The 20,781-nt window shown below is 39.2% G+C and carries 18 protein-coding genes and 4 tRNA genes; 15 read left to right on the forward strand and 7 right to left on the reverse strand.

Features of this window, described 5'->3' with window-relative positions; genetic code table 11:
• The 5 genes from GWI97_RS07125 to GWI97_RS07145 all read left to right on the forward strand — a co-directional run bounded on the left by GWI97_RS07125 (position 1) and on the right by GWI97_RS07145 (position 1,663).
• A tRNA-Arg gene (locus GWI97_RS07125) sits at positions 1 to 77 on the forward strand.
• Between the two features lie 64 nt (positions 78 to 141).
• A tRNA-His gene (locus GWI97_RS07130) sits at positions 142 to 217 on the forward strand.
• A 22-nt stretch (positions 218 to 239) separates the two neighbouring features.
• Positions 240 to 326, forward strand: a tRNA-Leu gene (locus tag GWI97_RS07135).
• Between the two features lie 28 nt (positions 327 to 354).
• Positions 355 to 431: transfer RNA gene (locus GWI97_RS07140), tRNA-Pro, on the forward strand.
• Positions 432 to 1,345: 914 nt separating this feature from the next.
• A complete protein-coding gene (locus GWI97_RS07145; RefSeq protein WP_036939567.1) occupies positions 1,346 to 1,663 on the forward strand; it encodes a hypothetical protein in 318 nt (105 codons plus the stop codon).
• A gap of 68 nt (positions 1,664 to 1,731) precedes the next feature.
• Here GWI97_RS07145 and hemY read toward each other — a convergent pair whose 3' ends face one another.
• From hemY to hemC, 4 genes are read right to left on the reverse strand one after another with little or no spacing between them, the layout of a single operon-like run.
• Positions 1,732 to 2,952 carry a protoheme IX biogenesis protein HemY gene (hemY, locus tag GWI97_RS07150; protein ID WP_036939563.1) on the reverse strand — a complete coding sequence of 407 codons (1,221 nt, stop codon included), beginning with the start codon at positions 2,950 to 2,952 and terminating at the stop codon, positions 1,732 to 1,734.
• Between the two features lie 4 nt (positions 2,953 to 2,956).
• On the reverse strand, positions 2,957 to 4,198 hold the full coding sequence (gene hemX / locus GWI97_RS07155; RefSeq protein ID WP_036939560.1) for a uroporphyrinogen-III C-methyltransferase: 1,242 nt from the start codon (positions 4,196 to 4,198) through the stop codon (positions 2,957 to 2,959).
• Positions 4,199 to 4,218: 20 nt separating this feature from the next.
• Entirely contained in the window at positions 4,219 to 4,956 is a 738-nt protein-coding gene (hemD, locus tag GWI97_RS07160) for a uroporphyrinogen-III synthase (RefSeq protein WP_036939557.1), read from the reverse strand.
• A complete protein-coding gene (hemC, locus tag GWI97_RS07165) occupies positions 4,953 to 5,894 on the reverse strand; it encodes a hydroxymethylbilane synthase (protein WP_036939554.1) in 942 nt (313 codons plus the stop codon). Before hemC ends, hemD begins: the two co-directional genes overlap by 4 nt.
• A gap of 996 nt (positions 5,895 to 6,890) precedes the next feature.
• On the opposite strand from hemC, the gene GWI97_RS07170 reads away from it, so the two are divergent.
• Positions 6,891 to 9,485, forward strand: a complete 2,595-nt coding sequence (locus GWI97_RS07170) for a class I adenylate cyclase (protein ID WP_036939552.1) — start codon at positions 6,891 to 6,893, stop codon at positions 9,483 to 9,485.
• A 70-nt stretch (positions 9,486 to 9,555) separates the two neighbouring features.
• Here GWI97_RS07170 and cyaY read toward each other — a convergent pair whose 3' ends face one another.
• Positions 9,556 to 9,873 (reverse strand): iron donor protein CyaY, encoded by a 318-nt coding sequence (cyaY, locus tag GWI97_RS07175; RefSeq protein ID WP_036939547.1) that lies wholly within the window; start codon positions 9,871 to 9,873, stop codon positions 9,556 to 9,558.
• 79 nt (positions 9,874 to 9,952) lie between these two features.
• Between cyaY and lptM the strand changes: the two genes are divergently transcribed.
• The 7 genes from lptM to GWI97_RS07210 all read left to right on the forward strand — a co-directional run bounded on the left by lptM (position 9,953) and on the right by GWI97_RS07210 (position 16,200).
• Positions 9,953 to 10,120, forward strand: coding sequence for an LPS translocon maturation chaperone LptM (gene lptM, locus GWI97_RS07180; RefSeq protein ID WP_036939545.1), 168 nt, complete (start codon positions 9,953 to 9,955; stop codon positions 10,118 to 10,120).
• Between the two features lie 41 nt (positions 10,121 to 10,161).
• Entirely contained in the window at positions 10,162 to 10,986 is an 825-nt protein-coding gene (gene dapF, locus GWI97_RS07185; RefSeq protein WP_036939542.1) for a diaminopimelate epimerase, read from the forward strand.
• Positions 10,987 to 11,011: 25 nt separating this feature from the next.
• Entirely contained in the window at positions 11,012 to 11,722 is a 711-nt protein-coding gene (locus GWI97_RS07190; RefSeq protein WP_036939539.1) for a DUF484 domain-containing protein, read from the forward strand.
• Positions 11,719 to 12,642: a tyrosine recombinase XerC gene (xerC, locus tag GWI97_RS07195; RefSeq protein ID WP_036939537.1), complete on the forward strand. Its 924-nt coding sequence runs from the start codon at positions 11,719 to 11,721 to the stop codon at positions 12,640 to 12,642. Before GWI97_RS07190 ends, xerC begins: the two co-directional genes overlap by 4 nt.
• Positions 12,642 to 13,358 carry a 5-amino-6-(5-phospho-D-ribitylamino)uracil phosphatase YigB gene (gene yigB, locus GWI97_RS07200; RefSeq protein WP_087803780.1) on the forward strand — a complete coding sequence of 239 codons (717 nt, stop codon included), beginning with the start codon at positions 12,642 to 12,644 and terminating at the stop codon, positions 13,356 to 13,358. Before xerC ends, yigB begins: the two co-directional genes overlap by 1 nt.
• A 144-nt stretch (positions 13,359 to 13,502) precedes the next feature.
• Complete coding sequence (gene uvrD / locus GWI97_RS07205) at positions 13,503 to 15,659, forward strand: DNA helicase II (RefSeq protein ID WP_036939531.1); 2,157 nt, start codon at positions 13,503 to 13,505, stop codon at positions 15,657 to 15,659.
• 145 nt (positions 15,660 to 15,804) lie between these two features.
• On the forward strand, positions 15,805 to 16,200 hold the full coding sequence (locus GWI97_RS07210; RefSeq protein ID WP_036939528.1) for a hypothetical protein: 396 nt from the start codon (positions 15,805 to 15,807) through the stop codon (positions 16,198 to 16,200).
• An 11-nt stretch (positions 16,201 to 16,211) separates the two neighbouring features.
• Here the strand turns inward: GWI97_RS07210 and rarD are convergent, their stop codons facing one another.
• Both rarD and GWI97_RS07220 read right to left on the reverse strand, forming a co-directional pair.
• Positions 16,212 to 17,105: an EamA family transporter RarD gene (gene rarD, locus GWI97_RS07215; protein ID WP_036939525.1), complete on the reverse strand. Its 894-nt coding sequence runs from the start codon at positions 17,103 to 17,105 to the stop codon at positions 16,212 to 16,214.
• Positions 17,106 to 17,250: 145 nt separating this feature from the next.
• The gene (locus GWI97_RS07220) at positions 17,251 to 17,718 is read right to left on the reverse strand and encodes a thioesterase family protein (protein WP_036939522.1); all 468 of its coding nucleotides are present in this window, start codon (positions 17,716 to 17,718) and stop codon (positions 17,251 to 17,253) included.
• Between the two features lie 233 nt (positions 17,719 to 17,951).
• Between GWI97_RS07220 and pldA the strand changes: the two genes are divergently transcribed.
• Positions 17,952 to 18,827, forward strand: coding sequence for a phospholipase A (pldA, locus tag GWI97_RS07225; protein WP_036939519.1), 876 nt, complete (start codon positions 17,952 to 17,954; stop codon positions 18,825 to 18,827).
• Between the two features lie 114 nt (positions 18,828 to 18,941).
• The gene (gene recQ, locus GWI97_RS07230; RefSeq protein ID WP_103005243.1) at positions 18,942 to 20,771 is read left to right on the forward strand and encodes an ATP-dependent DNA helicase RecQ; all 1,830 of its coding nucleotides are present in this window, start codon (positions 18,942 to 18,944) and stop codon (positions 20,769 to 20,771) included.
• Positions 20,772 to 20,781: the final 10 nt, after the last annotated feature.

Genomic DNA, 20,781 nt, shown 5'->3' on the forward strand with positions numbered 1-20,781 from the left:
GCGCCCGTAGCTCAGCTGGATAGAGCGCTGCCCTCCGGAGGCAGAGGTCTCAGGTTCGAATCCTGTCGGGCGCGCCATTAAAGCGTGCTAAGAGTTACGGTGAAGAGCGTTGTTGTAAGAAGTAATAAGATAGCTGTTATGGTGGCTATAGCTCAGTTGGTAGAGCCCTGGATTGTGATTCCAGTTGTCGTGGGTTCGAGTCCCATTAGCCACCCCATCTTATCTTAGTTATTGTTTATGCGAGGGTGGCGGAATTGGTAGACGCGCTAGCTTCAGGTGTTAGTGTCTTAACGGACGTGGGGGTTCAAGTCCCCCCCTTCGCACCAATAAACAAGATAAGAGCAGTCATTCAGACGGCGAGTAGCGCAGCCTGGTAGCGCAACTGGTTTGGGACCAGTGGGTCGGAGGTTCGAATCCTCTCTCGCCGACCAATAAGAGAAAGCCCCGATTTTATCGGGGCTTTTTCGTATCTGCGATTTATAATCTTATATTTAAACTAAGTATATTTATTTTTCTATATCCATATCCAATTCTAGCTTCGGCTATCTTTTCTAGTGCTTATTCTTAATTGAGCGTAAACAAGAACGTCACTTTTTATAAGTGATATCTGGTCTTATCACTTAAGGTTTATTAATAATTTAATTTATTACCTTATTTTTATCTTCATAAAAAGAATAGGTAAATTAATAAAAAAATATATTTTAATTATATGAAATATAAGAATTTTATTTTTTGTGTCGGTAAATGCCAACACTTGGTATTTTTAATGTCGCCAATAGGTGACATTTAACATCTTGATTTATTGGTCTTAAATATGTTGTGTGTTTTTCTTGTCGTGAAAAAGAGACGTACGTTTGGCTTTATATTTTCTTTTCTATTTAGCAATCGCTGTGTGAAAGTACAGACAATGTACTTTTTATCATAAAAAAAGAGTGAAACAGAAAAGGGAAACGAAAATTCAATGAGTTATCTTATATTTTTGTAGCAGGTAATTCTTGTTATCAGAAAATAAAAATTGGCACGCTAAATGCATTATTTATATCGTAGATGCTCATTCCACTCCTTATGATAGCATTGGCTTCATAAACCTAGGAATGATGCAGAGCCGATTATTCGGTGCCTACGTCCAGGTTAACGATGAACATCATTCATCATCAACAGGACGAAACGTTGAGTGAGGCACCATCCGTCTGTAGACCTGATTGTATATTTATACGCCTGTATAGTTTTATACAGGCGTTTTTTTATGTGCTTTTTTACACGCTATATATAGCCTATCCGTTTTGTGTTCATCGCGTTATCACGTTATCATCCAGTGCGAGGGTAGATAGGAGATAGCCGTATCATGATAAATAAACAAAAAGCGTACCTTGCACAGGAGAGGCTCTTTCTTATTGAAAAGTTTGGCCCATTATTGTTTTTTTTGCTCCCCTTGATCATGCTGATTATTGGTGGAAAATCATGGGCTAAATATGTGGCTTTTCTTTGCCAGGGGATCGCACTGATTTATATTGTGGTATTTTACCAAGCAAGAAAATATTACTTATCGTTTGTTCAAGAAAACATGAAAGGAATACCCTGTCGTTTTTATCGTATCGCTTGGGTGTATCTGTTTTTAACTTTATGTGTAGAACTTGTGTTGTTATTTCAACATGACTTTTAAATTAAATAAAAAACCCTCACATAAAGAGGGTTTTTAACATTGTGGATCAAATGATATCTATTGTGAGTTTATTGGCTTTTTTTCGGCTCTTCAAAAATGACAGAATCTTTTTTCAGTGTCATTAACAAAGCATCTTTACGTACTTTGGCCGACTCCTCAGATTTTTTCTGTTTATCTAAGACATCAGCAAGCCAGGCAAAGTCATGAACATCAGGACGTTGTTTTAGCGCATTACGAAATGCCGTTTCTGCTTGTGCCCATTGCCCTTGTTGCATGGCAATTTGACCTAATGTGCTATTGAGTAATGGTGTTGGTCCATGTTGTTTAATCAATGTATTAAGCACTTTTAAAATCACGTTAGCGTCTGTATTTTTTAAGCGTGGCAACAGCAAGATCAAACGCTCATCATATTGACGTTTGATCCCTTCTAATATGATCGTTTGAGCCGTAATAGGATCGTTACACTCAATAAGATGTTCAGCCAAAACAACACGTAATGCATTATCATGATGTACTTTACGTGGTTGTGCTTTCCACCAATTTTTTAGCCCATCACAGCCACTTTCGGACATTTTTTGTCCCATAATGCCAATGTAGGCTTTTTGGCGTAATTGTTCTAATTCATCATCCGTATGCAACGCAATTTTTTGCATTGATGGAATGATATCAAGTAATGCTTGCCAAGCAGCGGTTCGGGTATAAGCCGTTTCAGCTAAACGTAAAACCTCAGGATGGCGAGGTGCTTGATTTAATAATTCATCAACCCCAGTACGCGCCGCATGATTTTCATTTTGCGCTAATAAAATACGCACTCGTGTAATATCAACTGGAAGCTGATTGGTATCGGCAAGTTCAGCTGCTCGTTCAAGGTGTTGCTGAACTCGGAATTCATCACCACGCTGTTGTGCTGCTTCTGCTGCTAATAGGTAGTTTACAACGGGTTGTTCCGCATAGTCTGCGTTGCGACTCATCAGTTTTTCAACTTCTTTAAAGTCGCCTTCTGCTAATTTCATTAACGCCATACTGGTTTGTTTACGAGCACGATTACGTTTACGGAAAGAAAACCAGCTGTAGGCTTTTGAGCCTGTGCCAATAAAACGGCGATAACTCCAACCAATTAGCAACAGCGCCAATTGCAGTAAAATAAACATAATGACGAGGCTGGTAACACTGGTTTCAATATCCCAATTATCTGTTTGTATAAGCACGTAGCCTTGATGCCCTGCCAATATTGGGCCAAAGATGATGCCCGCAATAAGCACCACAAAAAGGAGCAGTATTTTTAACATAAGCTTATTCTCCTTGTTGTGTTACTGGTGCATCAGCTGCTGCATCTTGTGCACTTTCTGATGTACTCTGTTCAGCTTCTACTACTGCTTGTGCATCTTGAGCTTCAACAGCTTGCGGTTGAGTATACTCATTTTGCGCCAGTAAATTACGGATCTGTTTTTCGACACGTTTTTCTAACAGTACCGGGCTTTTTAATTCAGCAGGCATTGTCAGTGTAATAGGTTGTTTCTCTAATTCAGAGACCGTATCTAAAAATGCCGTTGTACTAGGATCCGAGGTATCGAAATAAGCACGAACCCAAGTGGATACTGCTTCAAGTGATTGCTGATAAATCTCAGTTTGATGGCGAGGAACAGCTTGGGAAGCAATTAATAAACGTGAACGAATATTCTCACGTAAATAAATATCTTGGTTTGGTGCTAATAAAGGTACGGCTTCAGTATCTCGACGACGAATAGTAATAAAGTCGTCCATAAAGCTCTTCCAGCTTTTACTGAGGTTTTGCTTCCAATCTGACAGCGAACCAGAAATGGTTTCGTCATCTTTATCCATTGGTGAGCCATTACGCTCGAGATCTGCTAAGCGCAGATTATCAACCTGATTAGCTAATTGATTTATTTGTAAAATAGTACCGTCGTTATCAATTTTGGTTAGTGCGGCTAGATGACTGATATCTTCATTAATAGCACGGCGAATTTCAAGCAAGCTTGGATCATTCATTTCTGCCAAGCTACTATCAGCGCCTTTCAGTAAACTAACGGCTGTCACCACATCTTGGTCATTCCATAATTTACGACCCGCCATTTTCACCATAAAATCGGCTTGTGCCAATAGCCAACTTTTGACATCAGCACTGGAAATCGCAGCAAATCGAGTTTGCAGATCTTGAATTTGATTCTCTGTGGCTTGGCGCTCGTTTTGTAATTTTTCAATAGTTTGTTTTTGTGAGTTAAACAAGCTATCAATATTATCAAAACGTTGTTGATAGGTATTCTGTAACTGCTGTAATTGAGCAAGTTCTGATTTTAGTGATTGATTTTCTAAACTTAGTTTTGAGGCTTGCTGATTGGTGTAATAGTAAAGACCACCACCTATCGCTAAAATAACCAGGATAGCAACAGCACTTCCAATTAGACCTGAGCGCTTATTATTAACAGGTTTGACTTCCTGATAGCGGACAGTCTCATCAGCTTTAGCTGCCTCTTTTGGCAAGTTATTGTCATTCGTATTTTTCTGTTCCGTCATATCGGTGTCTCATTTAGGTTCTATATTAATGCACGAAATAAAGCATCATTATTGGCACTTTCAGCAACGGTGACGGTTTCCCACCCTAATGTTTTTGCTATTGTTGCTAATCGTTCACTCACCACAAGTAAATGGCAGTTTAATAGCCATGCTTTCTTAGGTTCAGCCACCAGATCAAAGAGCTGTTGTAACATTTCACCACTAGTGACAACAAGAGTATCAACCTGTGCTTTTTCCCACTGAAGCGCAAAAGCCTCAGGAGGATAATGAATAAATAGGCGTTGGTAACATTCGCATGTATCAACGATTGCCCCTCGTTGACGCAATGTTGTTGCGAGTAAGTCACGACCACCATTACCTCTAAGTAGTAATATTCGCTTGTTTTTCACCTGATGAAGAGCAGGAAGCTCAAGAAGATCTTCACTGGTTTCTCCTTGCTCAGGATAGCAAATAGGAAAACTACTTAAATGTTGGAAATCTTTCGCTGTGCTTTTACCTATCCCATAATAGGATAGCGTATCTGGCCATGATTGTTGTAATTGATTTAGTTGCCAGTTTGCGTACGACACCGCATTTTTAGAAAGTAAAAAGACACAATCACCCGCCCTTAAGCTTTTTAGTTTAGCATCTAATAAAGAGAGTTCTCGACCCGCAATAATCTCTATTAAGGGGGCCTGAAACGCTATTTTTCCAGCATCAATTAAACGCTGGGTTAATGCTTTTCCTGCGGGATCAGGGCGTGTGATTAAAATACTCATGCGGGTGCGTTGCCTTGATACACTGCTGTTAAAATGGCTCTGGCACCTTTATCTAAAAGCTCTTCAGCCAGTGAAATACCCGCAGTTTCAGCTTCTTGTGGGGAAACTAAACGCTCACCACGTAAAACAGTTTCGCCATCGGGTGAACCGACTAATGCCCGTAGCCAAATTTTGTCATCTTGCCAAATTGCATAGCTTCCAATCGGCACTTGGCAACCACCTTCAAGGCGCGTATTCATTGCTCGCTCCGCTTTAACACAAATGGCGGTACGAGAATGGTTGAGGGCTTCTAATAATTGGCGAGTTCCATTATCATTTAAACGACATTCAATTCCCACTGCACCTTGTCCAACGGCAGGTAATGACTGCTCTGCGGATAACGGTGTGCGGATACGTTCATTAAGACCAAGACGCTTTAAACCAGCAACAGCAAGAATAATGGCATCGTAATCGCCGTTATCTAATTTCCCTAAGCGAGTACCTACGTTACCTCGTAAATCGCGAATAATCAGATCAGGACGTTGTGCTTTTAACTGACATTGGCGACGTAAGCTCGATGTACCTACAATGCTACCTGCTGGAAGTTGCTCTAACGAATCATAATGATTAGAGACAAAGGCATCTCGAGGATCTTCGCGTTCACAAATTGTTACTAACCCTAGACCTTCAGGAAAATCAATGGGAACATCTTTCATGGAGTGAACGGCAATATCTGCACGAGATTCAAGTAGCGCAAGTTCTAACTCTTTGACAAAGAGTCCTTTACCACCCACTTTAGCCAAAGGTGTATCTAAAATGATGTCACCTTTAGTGACCATCGGTATTAATTCGACGACTAAACCTGGATGAGCAAGTTGTAGTTGTTCTTTCACATAAAGCGCCTGCCACATAGCAAGAGGGCTTTGGCGGGTAGCAATACGGATGGTACTTTTTGACATAATAGTATTATCTCTTCCGAGCGATTAGCGATATTTTTGTTTAGAAATAAGGCATTGTTTTAACACTTTAAAGCTCAATTTTCCAGTTAAGGCACTTTGAGTGGTGATAACAATGAAAGAAATTAGGTATTAATCGAAAAAGAAAAAAAGAAAAAGGAAATAAAAAATAAGCAAAATAGAGATCCATTGTAATGGCTTTATTTATTTTCTAAGATTTATTCTTTTTATATCTATATAAAGAGTGTGGTTATTTACAAATATAAAACATTAACATACGACTGTTAACATTTTTTTTGTCAGCAAGTAAGATAAGCATAATGCCTAATCTGAACATATTGATAAAACAACTATTATTTTAAATAATCTTTTTTAGCAATTATCTCCCGATATATAAAAACACGATAAATTTTAACAAAAATATTATTAAATAAAAGAAAGATGAATAATAAAAATAAAAAAACAAATTGAGTTTTAAATTAAATAATTAATTAATGAATATTGATTAATTATTTAAATATCATTTTTATTAATAATAAAAAATTTTTATTATTTTAAATATAAAAGTAAAAAAACAAAAAAAGATAGAAAAAATAAAACTTATCAATAAGTTATCTTTATTTTCCTTTTTTATCTATTTTTTAAGCTTTGTCAGAATTTATTTTGTGTTTCATCATCGAGTAAGCAGGGGTTTTTGTAGGCTAAATGATGGATTGGAATATTTTTCTTGTCATTTTTTGTACAAATAAAATGATTCATCTATATGATTATAAAGATATTAATCGTAAAGCTTTACACGATTAAGCTCTTAAATATCATTTTTAGATCTTGGTGCTATATTTTGAGTTCCTCTTTACGCCTTGCGCTCAAGGTGTTAAATTGATCACGTTTCCGAGATTTTGTTAGTAAAGTTTTATCTATTAATAATGGAATAACTCAAGCTCGGTCACTTATAAACTCAGATTCTACTATCTTCTTAGTATTGTTCAGGCGAAACTCTTGTATCTTTATATTGAAACACTGAAGCAACGGCTGGATGCGATTAATCAACTCAGACTGGAACGAGCATTTGCATCGATGTGTGATGTTTTTAAACAGGTTTATGGTTTAATTCCTGTTTTATTGCATTACCACCATCCTGAGTTACCCGGCTACCTACAAGGAAATGTTCCTCACGGTACATGTTTCTTTGAACCTGATGACATGCAACGTCAATGGGCCAATAAGCTGGTTAACGCATTATGTGATGAGCCAATGGAAGGGTATGCCAGCGGAGAGTTGCCAATTACGGGCATCTACTCGATGGGGAGTACTTCTTCTATTGGGCAAAGTCACTGCTCCGATATTGATATTTGGGTCTGCCATCAATCATGGCTGGATCAGGGTGAGCGTGCGCTTTTACAACGCAAATGCCAACTGATTGAACTGTGGGCTGGTGAGCTAGGTATTGATGTTACATTTTTTTTAATCGATGAAAATAGATTTCGCCACCATGCAAGCGGTAGCTTAGGTGGAGAAGATTGTGGTTCTACTCAACATATTCTTTTACTTGATGAATTTTACCGTACCGCGGTACGCCTTGCAGGTAAACGCTTGCTATGGACGATGGTGCCAGTAGAAGAAGAACATCATTATGATGAGTACGTTAACTCCCTTTATGCCCAAGGTGTATTAACACCTAATGAGTGGTTAGATTTAGGGGGATTAGGTGAACTTTCAGCCGAAGAGTATTTCGGTGCGAGTTTATGGCAACTTTATAAAAGTGTCGATTCACCTTATAAAGCAGTATTAAAAAGTATTTTATTAGAAGCTTATTCAGCGGATTATCCTAATGGAAAACTGCTAGCATTAGAGATGAAGCAACATCTTCACCGTGGCGAAATTGTCAATTATGGTTTAGATGCTTATTGTATGATGCTTGAGCGTGTTACTCGCTATTTATTATCTATCAATGATTTAACTCGTCTTGATCTTATTCGTCGCTGTTTCTACCTAAAAGTGTGTGAAAAATTATCTAACGAAAAAACACAAAATGAATCCGAAGGTTGGAGACGACAAGTCTTATCGCAATTAGTGACTCAGTGGCAATGGGATAACGAACGTTTAACGATACTCGATACCCGTGATAGTTGGAAAATCGAGCGGGTGCGTGATGCGCATAACGAACTGTTAGATACAATGATGCAAAGCTATCGCAATCTTATTCGCTTTGCGCGTCGTAATAACTTAAGTGTCAGTGCAAGTCCACAGGATATTGGTGTATTAACACGCAAACTTTACGCAGCATTTGAAGCATTGCCTGGTAAAGTCACCCTGGTTAACCCGCAAATATCACCTGATTTATCAGAATCACATTTAACCTTTATCTATGTGCCACAAGGCCGAGCGAATCGTAGTGGATGGTATTTATATAATCGTGCGCCTGATTTTGAAAATATCGTTGGACATCAACCATTAGAATATAACCGCTATTTAAATAAATTAGTCGCGTGGTCTTACTTTAATGGACTGTTAACGAAAGATTCTCGTGTTTATATTCATCAAGGGGGATCCTCTTGTGATGAAATTAAACTGAATGAATTAGTCAGGGATATGTCAAGCCATTTCCCAATTCGTTTACCTGCACCAACGCCAAAAGCATTGTATAGCCCTTGCGAAATCAGGCATCTAGCCATTATTGTCAATTTGGAAACAGATCCAACCGAGCGTTTTTCTGATCAAGTGGTTCACTTTGATTTTAGAAAACTTGATGTTTTTAGTTTTGGTGAAGAAGAGCAGTGTCTTATTGGTAGTATTGATTTGTTATACCGTAATTCATGGAATGAAGTCAGAACTCTTCATTTCAGCGGGACACAATCTATGTTGGAATCGTTAAAAACGATTTTAGGTAAAATGCACCAAGATGCAGCTCCTCCCGCTTCAGTTGAAGTGTTCTGCTATAGTCAACATCTACGAGGTTTAATTCGTACTCGTGTGCAACAGCTAGTATCGGAATGTATTGAACTGCGTTTATCAACGAATCGTTTAGAACCGGGTCGGTTTAAAGCGTTACGTATTGCGGGGCAAACGTGGGGATTGTTTTTTGAACGTCTCAATGTGTCGGTACAAAAATTAGAAAATGCCATCGAGTTTTATGGTGCAATCTCTTATAACAAGCTTCATGGATTGCCTGTTAAGCTGGACAAAGATGCTCGTTATTTACCTGCAGTCATTGATGGCTTTGCGTGTGAAGGGATTATCCAATTTTTCTTTGAAACAACAGAAGATAATAATGTCTTTAATATCTATATATTAGATGAAGCAAATCGCGTCGAAATTTATTCCCATTGTGAAGGAAGTAAAGAAGAGTTAGTGAAAGATGTTAGCCGTTTTTACTCTTCATCTCATGATCGATTCACATATGGTTCAAGCTTTATTAATTTTAACTTGCCACAGTTTTATCAAATTGTGAAAGTGGAAGGATCAACACAAGTGTTGCCTTTTGCAGGAGGATCTTTTGGTAAACTGACCGATCTGGGTAATAAAGAAGTACAACCTGAGATGAGTTTAGTTGCGCATGGATTTACAGATTATAAAGCTGTACAACATTCTTAATTAAGTACAAGCCAATAAACCCCAAATGGGAGCCATAAAAAGCTCCCATTATGATGATTAATCGTTTTTCTCAAAAAGAAAACGCATCACCACTTTGTTCTGTTATTGCTTGTGCCAGCATGGTTAAAAATTCACCGCTACTTCTATCACAAATCCATTGATCATCTTTCCAATCAAAGTGATAACCACCAGAGCGTGTCGCTAACCAAATTTGATGAAACGCTTCCTGACGATTAATAATAATTTTGCTATTATTTTCAAAGGTTAAGGTCATTACACCACCATTGATTTCACAATCAATATCTGCATCACCTTCATAATTATCAATAGATTGTTCAATTTCTGACAAGAGTTCATCAGCTAATTGGTGAAATTCACTGTCGTTCATCTTCATTTCCTATTTGCTTTTCGAGATCTAACTGCGATTATAGAGGATATTAACCAAATAATTGATAGGCAGATTTCGAATGAAAACGTATTTACGTTGCACTCTTGCTATAATAACACTGATTTCTCTTTCGGGTTGTGGCTTGAAAGGCCCTCTTTATTTCCCTCCTGAAGATACTCAGGCAAAAATGACCCAGTCATCCCAGCCAACCCAGCAAGTTGAGGGCGCCTCAACTCAGACCAATTAGTCAATCTTAGAAACGGTAATTTCGTTTCAGGCAGGGGCAAAATGCAATTTTCAAAAATGCATGGTCTTGGCAACGACTTTATGGTGGTCGATGCTGTGACCCAAAATGTTTATTTTTCACCAGAATTAATATGTCGATTAGCGAATCGCCACACTGGTGTTGGATTTGATCAATTATTGGTGGTTGAAGCACCTTATGATCCTGAACTTGATTTTCATTATCGCATTTTTAATGCGGATGGAAGTGAAGTTGCACAATGTGGGAATGGTGCGCGTTGTTTTGCTCGATTTGTGAGACTAAAAGGACTTACAAATAAAAGAGAGATAAAAGTCAGTACGCAGTCCGGCAGAATGACCTTACATGTTATGGATAATGACGATGTGTGTGTCAACATGGGCGAACCTGAATTTGATCCTCAAAAAATCCCTTTCCGTGCACAAAAAATGGAAAAGACCTATATTATCAGGACAATGGAACGGACTGTTTTATGCGGTGTAGTTTCAATGGGAAATCCTCATTGTGTTATTCAAGTTGAAGACATTCAAACAGCCGAAGTTGAATTATTAGGACCCGTGTTAGAGCAACATGAACGTTTCCCTGAACGTGCTAATATTGGTTTTATGCAAATCGTAGATAGAAATAACCTTCATTTGCGTGTGTTTGAGCGTGGAGCAGGTGAAACAAATGCCTGTGGTAGCGGGGCTTGTGCCGCTGTTGCGATCGGTATTGCTCAAGGTTTATTAGATAAACGAGTGAAAGTCACGTTACCAGGAGGATCGCTATTTATCGAATGGAAAGGAGCGGGTAACCCTCTTTATATGACAGGGCCTGCGACACATATTTATGATGGGATCATCCAGCTATAATTTTATTTTTTGAGAGGCTATCTGTATGACGGATAAAAATGAGCAGTTCTGTTGTCCTGAAACAAACGAACTTAATGATCAACAAGTGGTTCGTTACCTCACAGAGCATCCTGGTTTTTTTATCCGTAATGCAAGCTACATTGAGCAAATGAAAGTTCCTCATCCCATAAGAGGAACAGTCTCATTAGTTGAGTGGATAATGTCACGCCAACGTAATCGTATTCACTATCTTGAAGAAGATATGCGTTTACTGATAGAGCAAGCTTCAGAAAATGAATCGCTGTTTAGTCAGCTGTTATTATTAATTACTGAATTATCCCGTAGTGATTCCCTCAATGAAATGCTAGAGCGTTTAAACCTCTGGGCTAAAGGGTTAGGGTTGTATTCTGTTCAATTACGTCTATTTACTGATCGCTGGCAATTACAACCGCCTTTAGACGCCCAAGCACTTGCACTTTCTCGTCAAACCTTTGAACATTTCCGTATTCAGCGTATGGGTGATGATAATCACTACTTAGGCACGCTAAATGGGCAAGAGATCATGTTGTTGATGCCTAATGTACGACATTCAGGCTCTGTTGCACTCTCATTATTAGGCCATTACGGTGATTTAGGGGTGATTATTTTTAATAGCCGAGATAATCAACATTTTCAGGAAGGAATGGGAACCGTCATGTTGGATAAATTAGCCCATATCTTACCGGAATTATTAACACGTTGGGTGGCAAGACAATGAGCCAACCAAGTGATCTTCCAGAAACACTCACCACGGTTATCGAGCAATTTCTGCGTTACATTCAAGTTGAACGCAGATTAAGTCCTGTAACGGTAGAAAATTACCATCGCCAATTGATGGTCTTAGTGCGAATGATGGTCGAGATAAAAATAACGCAATGGCGATCACTTGAAAGCCAACATGTACGTATGTTATTGGCAAAAAGTCATCGAAGCGGGTTACAGCCGCCCAGCTTGGCTTTGCGCTTTTCTGCGTTACGTAGCTTTCTTGATTGGCAAGTAGCACAAGGTATGCTGGATGTTAATTCAGCGAAAGGTATTCGCACACCTAAATCAGGTCGTCATCTTCCTAAAAATATGGATGTAGATGAAGTAAACCAATTAATGAATATCGATTTAAACGATCCCCTTTCTGTCAGAGATAGAACCATGCTAGAGGTTATGTATGGTGCGGGTTTGCGTTTATCTGAGCTGACCAATCTCAATATTAACGATATTGATCTGAATGAAGGTGAAGTTCGTGTATTAGGTAAAGGAAGTAAAGAGCGTAAAGTTCCTCTAGGAAGAAAAGCGATAGAATGGCTACAAAATTGGTTTCCGATGCGAGAACTTTATGCACCAGAAGATAAGGCTGTTTTTATCTCAACTCAAAGTGGTAAGCGTTTATCCGTGCGCAGTGTACAAAAACGTTTTGAACTTTGGGGGGTAAAGCAAGGACTAAATAGCCATGTGAATCCTCATAAATTACGCCACTCGTTTGCTACGCATTTACTGGAATCCAGTGGTGATTTACGTGCCGTACAAGAGTTATTAGGGCACGCTAATTTATCGACTACCCAAGTCTATACCCACTTAGATTTTCAGCATTTAGCGAAAGTCTATGATGCTGCTCATCCGAGAGCTAAGAGAGAAAAATCATAATGCGCTTTTACAGAACTCTGACGCCAATTGCAGCGATGACTTTTGATTTAGATGACACGCTGTATGACAATGTGCCCGTGATGGACAGAACGGAAAAAGAGACACTGGCTTTTATTCGTCAATATGATCTGCGTTTTAATCATTTCACAAAAGAAGATGTGAATGCCTATAAAAAGCCACTTATAGAAAATAATCCAGAGATATTTCACGATATTACACAGTGGCGTTGGCTTGCTGCTAGAAATATGTTGTTAGATTACAACTACAGTGAAGCTAAAGCAAAGCAAGGTGCAGATGAAATTATGGCGCACTTTGCTTATTGGCGTAGTCGTATTAACGTGCCTCAAAATACACATCAAGTCCTCACTCAATTAGCAGAAAAAATTCCTTTAATCGCCATTACAAATGGTAATGCAAACCCGCTAAGTTGTGGTTTAGGGCAGTATTTCTCACATATTTTAAAAGCTGGCCCTGATGGTCGCTCTAAGCCTTATTCTGATATGTTTGATAAAGCGGCAACGCTTTTAAAAGTACCTCATAAACAAATTTTACATGTGGGTGATCATCTTGTGACGGATGTTGAGGGTGCTATTAATAGTGGATTACAAGCTTGCTGGATTAACCTTGATAACCGTAGTTTGTTTGAAGAAGGTGAAACTCGCGTGATGCCACATATTGAAATTACAGATTTAAGTAAACTGATAGAATTGGTTTAACGTAATATTAGGTCAAAATGGCAGAGATAAACGCAATTGAAAAAGGCTTTACTTTGCATCACGGATGAAATCCTGTTAGTTTGTTGCTTATTGACTATTTCTGTATATATCCACAGTATTTTCCTCACTAAATGATTGGTAATTATGGACGTCTCATATCTGCTAGAAGGCCTTAATGATAAACAGCGCGAAGCCGTGGCCGCACCTCGTATAAATATGTTGGTGCTTGCTGGCGCAGGTAGTGGTAAAACACGCGTATTGGTACATCGTATCGCTTGGTTATTATCTGTTGAGCAAGCGTCTCCTTTTTCTATTATGGCTGTGACGTTTACCAATAAAGCGGCTGCAGAAATGCGTCATCGTATTGAAGATTTAATTGGTACCAGTCAAGGCGGTATGTGGATTGGGACTTTCCATAGCTTGGCTCATCGTTTATTACGCGCACATTATCTTGATGCAAACCTACCACAAGATTTTCAAATTATTGATAGTGACGATCAATATCGCCTTATTCGTCGCATTGTTAAATCGATGAACCTTGATGATAAACAATGGCCTGCACGACAAGGAATGTGGTATATCAACGGTAAAAAAGATGAAGGATTACGTCCTCAGCATATTCAAACCTATGGTAATCCTGTAGAAACAACATGGTTAAAAGTGTACCAGGCATATCAAGAAGCATGTGATCGTGCGGGGCTGGTGGACTTTGCGGAGCTTTTATTACGAGCCCACGAACTTTGGCTTAATAAACCTCAAATTTTAGAACATTACCAAAATCGCTTTACTAATATCTTGGTTGATGAATTTCAAGATACTAACCGTATTCAATATGCATGGATAAGAATGCTGGCAGGTCAAACGGGTAAAGTGATGATTGTAGGCGATGACGACCAATCCATTTATGGTTGGCGTGGGGCGCAAGTTGAGAATATTCAAAACTTCTTAAATGAATTTCCTGGCGCAGAGACTATCCGATTAGAGCAGAATTATCGTTCTACAAGCAATATCCTAAAAGCTGCCAATGCGCTAATAGCAAACAACAGTGACAGATTAGGTAAAAATCTGTGGACAGAAGGTGCAGAAGGCGAACCTATCTCGCTTTATTGTGCTTTTAATGATTTAGATGAAGCGCGTTATGTTGTCGGCAGAATTAAGCGCTGGCAAGAAGAAGGGGGGGCATTGACAGACTGTGCCATTCTTTATCGTAGTAATGCTCAATCTCGTATAATGGAAGAGGCACTATTACAAGCGGCAATGCCATACCGTATTTACGGCGGGCAACGCTTCTTTGAACGCCAAGAAATTAAAGATGCGCTTTCTTATATGCGATTAACGGCTAATCGCCATGATGATGCTTCTTTCGAGCGTGTTGTGAATACACCAACACGGGGTATTGGTGATAGAACATTAGATATTGTTCGCCAAGTCGCGAGAGATAACCAAATTACCTTATGGGAAAGCGCATTACAGGTTATCGAACATAAAATGTTGGCAGGACGTGCAACTGCTGCAATTCAACGATTCTTAGAACTGATTGAAACACTCGCCTCTGAAACAGCAGATATGCCATTACATGTACAAACAGACCGAATTATTCGTGATTCAGGTTTAAAAGCGATGTATGAGCAAGAAAAGGGCGAAAAAGCCCAAGCCCGTATCGAAAACTTAGAGGAGTTGGTCACCGCGACCCGCCAATTTAGTTATCAAGATGAAGACGAAGATTTAATGCCTCTGCAAGCATTTCTTTCACATGCCGCATTAGAATCAGGTGAAAGCCAGGCTGATGCATATCAAGATGCGGTTCAATTAATGACGCTTCACTCCGCCAAGGGGCTTGAGTTTTCACAAGTCTTCATTGTGGGGGTTGAAGAAGGGATGTTCCCAAGCCAAATGTCATTAGATGAAGGTGGGCGTTTAGAAGAAGAGCGTCGTTTGGCCTATGTTGGTGTAACTCGCGCGATGAAAAAGTTAACACTTACTTACGCTGAAAACCGCCGTCTATATGGAAAAGAAGTGAGTCATCGACCATCTCGTTTTATTGGTGAATTACCTAAAGAGTGTGTCGAAGAAGTCCGTTTACGAGCAACAGTTTCACGTCCTGTTAATCATAGCCGTTTAGGTACCCCAATTATTAGCAATGACACCGGTTATTCGCTAGGGCAACGAGTGAAACATCCTAAGTTTGGTGATGGGACAATTATCAATATTGAAGGCAGTGGTGAGCACTGTCGATTACAAATTGCCTTTAATGGTGAAGGTATTAAATGGCTAGTCGCGGCATTTGCTCGACTAGAGTAAGGTCGCCATTTAAAGTAGGTAGTCACTATCTTATATAAAAAACATCCTTACTGATTGGATAGGCAAGTAGGGGTGTTTTTTTAAGGGAAATACGATTTGGTTACTTAATAATCTCGTTACCTATTCTTACTAATGAGATCTATTGATGAAACTTTCTAGCACCTTCTTTCATACCTATTTTTTTGTCTCTTCTGCTACGCAAATTTCTCTTATCTCTTTTTCTAATAATGATATTAGAGTCGAAAATGTCGAGGAAGTTCTTCGTGATCGTTATCACCCTAGTGAGCCGATTAATGAATTTGAAGAAGATCTGTATTGTAAATTATTGAGGCATCAGCGTGATTTTGTTCCTCGTATCAATCTCTATTACAGTATTGTGATTAACCATATTCAAGTGATTAATAACACAATATCAACGTTATTTAGGCGTTCACATCGTTATGTGGAAGAGATATCGAAGGGGACATCTTTGCTAAAGAAAAATAAGAAGAAAAAATTCTCTTCCGCTTTTACTCAAATTAGTAATTTAGCGGAAGAGTGAGCTTTAAATAACTAACTACGTCTTAAACGACGTTGAGTATAAAGTGCATCGAGAGTAAAGAGGATCAGTGCAACCCAGATAAAGCCAAAGGTGACTAATCGTTCAGCATCAATTTTTTCGTCATACACCATTGTGGCAAGGATAAACATCAAGGTTGGGCCAATATATTGGAAAAAACCCAATGTTGATAAACGCAGATGGTGTGCTGCTTCTGTAAAGAGTAATAACGGTACGGTTGTAATAATACCTGCTGCAATTAACAAGGTGTTTAATGACCAACTATTTTCAAGCATATTACTTGTTGGCGAATGGGTGAAAAATAAAATGTAAACTAATGCTACTGGGAATAACCATAAAGTCTCTACTAGCATCCCGGTTTGTGCATCGACCCCTAATTTTTTACGCAGTAGGCCATAAAGGCCAAAAGTAACCGCGAGACTGAGCCCAATGACGGGCACTGAACCAAAATGCCATAGTTGTATAAAGACACCAGTAAAAGCTAAACCTACGGCTACCCATTGCATACGACGGAAACGTTCGCTCAAGAAAAGCATGCCAAAAAGTACGTTAACAAGGGGGTTAATAAAGTAGCCAAGGCTAGCTTCTAGCATATAACCATGGTTAACGGCCCATATATAGGTAAGCCAGTTAGTTGCGATAATCACGGCTGTCAGTGCTAAGAGTAGAATTTTTTTAGGTTGACGTATTAATTGGCGTAAATAAGGCCAGTGACGACTGAGAGTCATTAAAATCAACATAAAAAAGAATGACCATAGAATACGGTGTGTGAGGATCTCTTCAGCGGGCACTTCTTGAATGCTTTTAAAATAGACAGGGGCAATACCCCAGATCAAATAGGCGCCTAAGGCACATAAAACGCCTTTCATCGTGTTTTTCTGGCTCATGCTATCTCTGGAATTGATGGAAAGGAAATGTGTGACGGGGTTATCATACCCAATGACATTATCTAATGTGTCATTAGGCATGTATTTTTACAAGTAATTAATAATATTCTAAGTATCATAGTGCGCAATGAATTTTAACAAAGATTTAACCCACAATATAAGTTGCTGTTCCACTTGCAATATGGACTTGCTTTTCATTATGTAATTCAACACGAGCAACAGAGACTTTATTGCCACTGCGTAAGATATGACTACTTGCAGTAAAACACTCCCCACGTCCAGGTCGTAAATAATCAACTCGTAAGTCAATTGTACCCATTTTAGCGAGTTTCTGTTCGAGTTGCTCTTGGGATATTGGTGCTAAACGTGTTAATGCGTTACCTACACAAACTAATCCTGCACTGACATCAAGTACCGACGCAATGAGCCCACCATGTAAAATGCGTTGAGCAATATTACCAACCAATTTATCTTGGTAGCGGAATTGAATTTCTGCATAATCTTGTTCAAAACGAACTAACTCTAAGCCAATCAATTGGTTAAATGGCATTTTATACACAAAAACATGACCAATTAATGTTTGAGCTTCTTCTAATGTTAGCTGTTTTTCCATTTTTAAAACCTCCGATATCACGTCATAAAGTTAATATTATGTTAATGATACATGACGAAACCGTAATTGCACATTCGTGCTATAAATATAATGGCGTGAAAATATACGAGATTTAATGGCAATTACGTGTAAAATATGGTCGCTTAAGTGTAATAAAGCACATTTATAAGAACTAATTCCAAAGTAAGTACTAACTTTATATATTATTCAATAATGAGACAGGATAATTAACTATGTGTTACATCCGTTCTTTACTCGCGGTGGCTTTATTCTATCCAGCATGGGGATTTGCATCCGAAGTACAAATATCGTCGTCTCCGGCACCGCTTGTTCAGGGCAGTATCATTTCTGGTTTATTACAAGAATATGATTCACCTTTTGTTCTTTATCCTTATGAATCCAATTACATTATTTATACTGATACCTCGGATATGAATAAAGAGGCTATTGAAAGTTATGATTGGGGCAATAAGGCTAGAAAAGATGAGGTGAAATTTCAACTTAGTCTTGCTTTCCCTTTATGGCGTGGTATAGCGGGTGAAAATTCCGTTTTAGCAGCTTCTTATACTCAGCGCTCTTGGTGGCAATTAAGTAATAAAAAAGAGTCAGCTCCGTTTCGGGAGACAAACTATGAGCCACAACTCTTTTTAGGGTGGGCTACTGACTATAAATTTGCGGGTTGGACACTTCGTGAAATTGAAACGGGTTTTAACCATGAATCCAATGGGCGTTCAGATCCCACATCTCGTAGCTGGAATCGAGTTTATGCACGCTTTATGGCACAAAAAGGTAATTTACAACTTGATTTAAAACCATGGTATCGCTTTAGTGAAAGTGCACAACGTGATGATAATCCAGATATTAATCGTTACATGGGCTATTATCGTTTAAAAGCAGGTTACCGATTAGGTGAAAGTGTGATCACGGTGACGGGTCGCTATAACTGGAACAGTGGCTATGGGGCGGCTGAATTAGGTTGGAGCTATCCAATTACTAAGCATGTCCGCTTTTATACCCAAGTATTTAGTGGTTATGGTGAATCGATGATTGACTATAATTTTCGCCAGACACGTGTTGGTGTGGGTGTGATGCTGAATGATATGCTGTAATTTTCCTCGTTCTGAGGTAGCATAACGCTATAAATGATGACGGCACCTTCATATTGGTGCCTTTTCTTTGGCTCCTCATCATAGTTTTTATCAGTAGCTTTTCAGAGGAACGGCGTGTCCACAGCAGAAGTTCTTAATTCAATGCCATCAGCACAGACTATTTTGCGAGAAACCTTTGGTTATCAGCAGTTTCGTCCTGGTCAGCAAGAAATCATCCATACCATTACAACAGGACGTGATTGCCTTGTTGTGATGCCGACAGGGGGTGGAAAATCCCTTTGCTATCAAATCCCCGCATTATTGTTAGATGGATTAACCGTTGTTGTGTCGCCTCTGATCTCCTTAATGAAAGATCAAGTCGATCAGCTTTGTCTTCATGGCATTGAAGCTAGTTATTTAAATTCCACACAAACACGTGAAGAGCAACTCGATGTTCAAATGCGTTGTCAAACGGGTGAAATAAAACTGCTGTATATTGCTCCTGAACGTTTGATGATGGAAAGTTTTTTGCACCAATTGGTACAGTGGAAACCCGTATTATTGGCCGTTGATGAAGCACACTGTATTTCACAGTGGGGGCATGACTTCCGCCCTGAATATCGAGGAATTGGATTATTAAGACAATATCTTCCCGATGTGCCTATTGTTGCACTGACAGCTACGGCAGATAACACAACGCGTTATGACATTATTAATCAGTTAGTGTTGCGTGATCCTTTAATACATATCAGCAGTTTCGATAGACCGAATATCCGCTACACTTTAGTCGAGAAATACAAACCTCTTGATCAGCTTTGGCTCTTTATTCGTGGCCAAAAAGGAAAGTCAGGCATTATTTACTGTAACAGTCGCAGTAAAGTAGAAGAAACTGCAGAGCGACTGAGTAAGCGTGGATTAAGTATTGCGGGCTATCATGCTGGAATGGAAATGACACAGCGAGCCAAAGTGCAAGAGGCGTTTCAGCGTGATGATTTGCAAATTGTGGTTGCAACCGTTGCGTTTGGAATGGGGATAAACAAACCTAATGTGCGTTTCGTGGTTCACTTCGATATACCTCGTAATATTGAGTCTTATTACCAAGAAACTGGGCGTGCAGGGCGAGATGGATTACCTGCAGAAGCGGTATTATTTTATGATCCCGCTGATATGGCGTGGTTGCGTCGTTGTTTAGATGAAAAACCTGAAAGCGACCAAAAAGCGATTGAAATGCATAAGCTCAACGCAATGGGTGCTTTTGCAGAAGCACAAACATGTCGACGACTCGTGCTTCTTAATTATTTCGACGAGCATCGACAAAATGCGTGTGGCAACTGTGATATTTGCCTTGACCCTCCTAAGCAATATGATGGATTGGTGGATGCACAAAAGGCTTTATCCTGTATTTATCGTACTGGTCAGCACTTTGGTATTGGTTATATTGTTGAAATTTTAAGAGGCGCGAATAATCAGCGTATTCGAGATTCGGGACACGATACGTTACCTGTTTATGGCATAGGAAAAGCACAAAGTCACGAACATTGGGTGAGTGTGATACGGCAACTTATTCATTTAGGTATGGTGACACAAAATATTGTACACCGTTCTGCATTACAGCTTACGGAAATGGCAAGGCCTATCCTTCGAGGTGAAGTCCCCTTACAATTAGCTGTGCCTAGATTATTAAGTCCAACAAAAAGCCGTAATCAACAAACAAAAAATGCGCACAGACAGTACGATAGAAAACTATTTGCGAAACTACGTAAATTACGTAAATCTATTGCTGATGAAGAGAATATTCCGCCTTTTGTGGTCTTTAATGATGTCACGTTGATAGAAATGGCCGAGCAATGTCCTGTTTATCCTGATGAGTTGTTATTAATAAACGGTGTCGGCCAACGAAAATTAGAACGATTTGGACCCGCTTTTATGACACTGATCCGTGACCATATTGAGGGCTTCGAATAACGCCAACAAG

The organism is Proteus sp. G2300 (genome assembly GCF_009915965.1).
Taxonomy (GTDB): Bacteria; Pseudomonadota; Gammaproteobacteria; order Enterobacterales; family Enterobacteriaceae; genus Proteus; species Proteus vulgaris.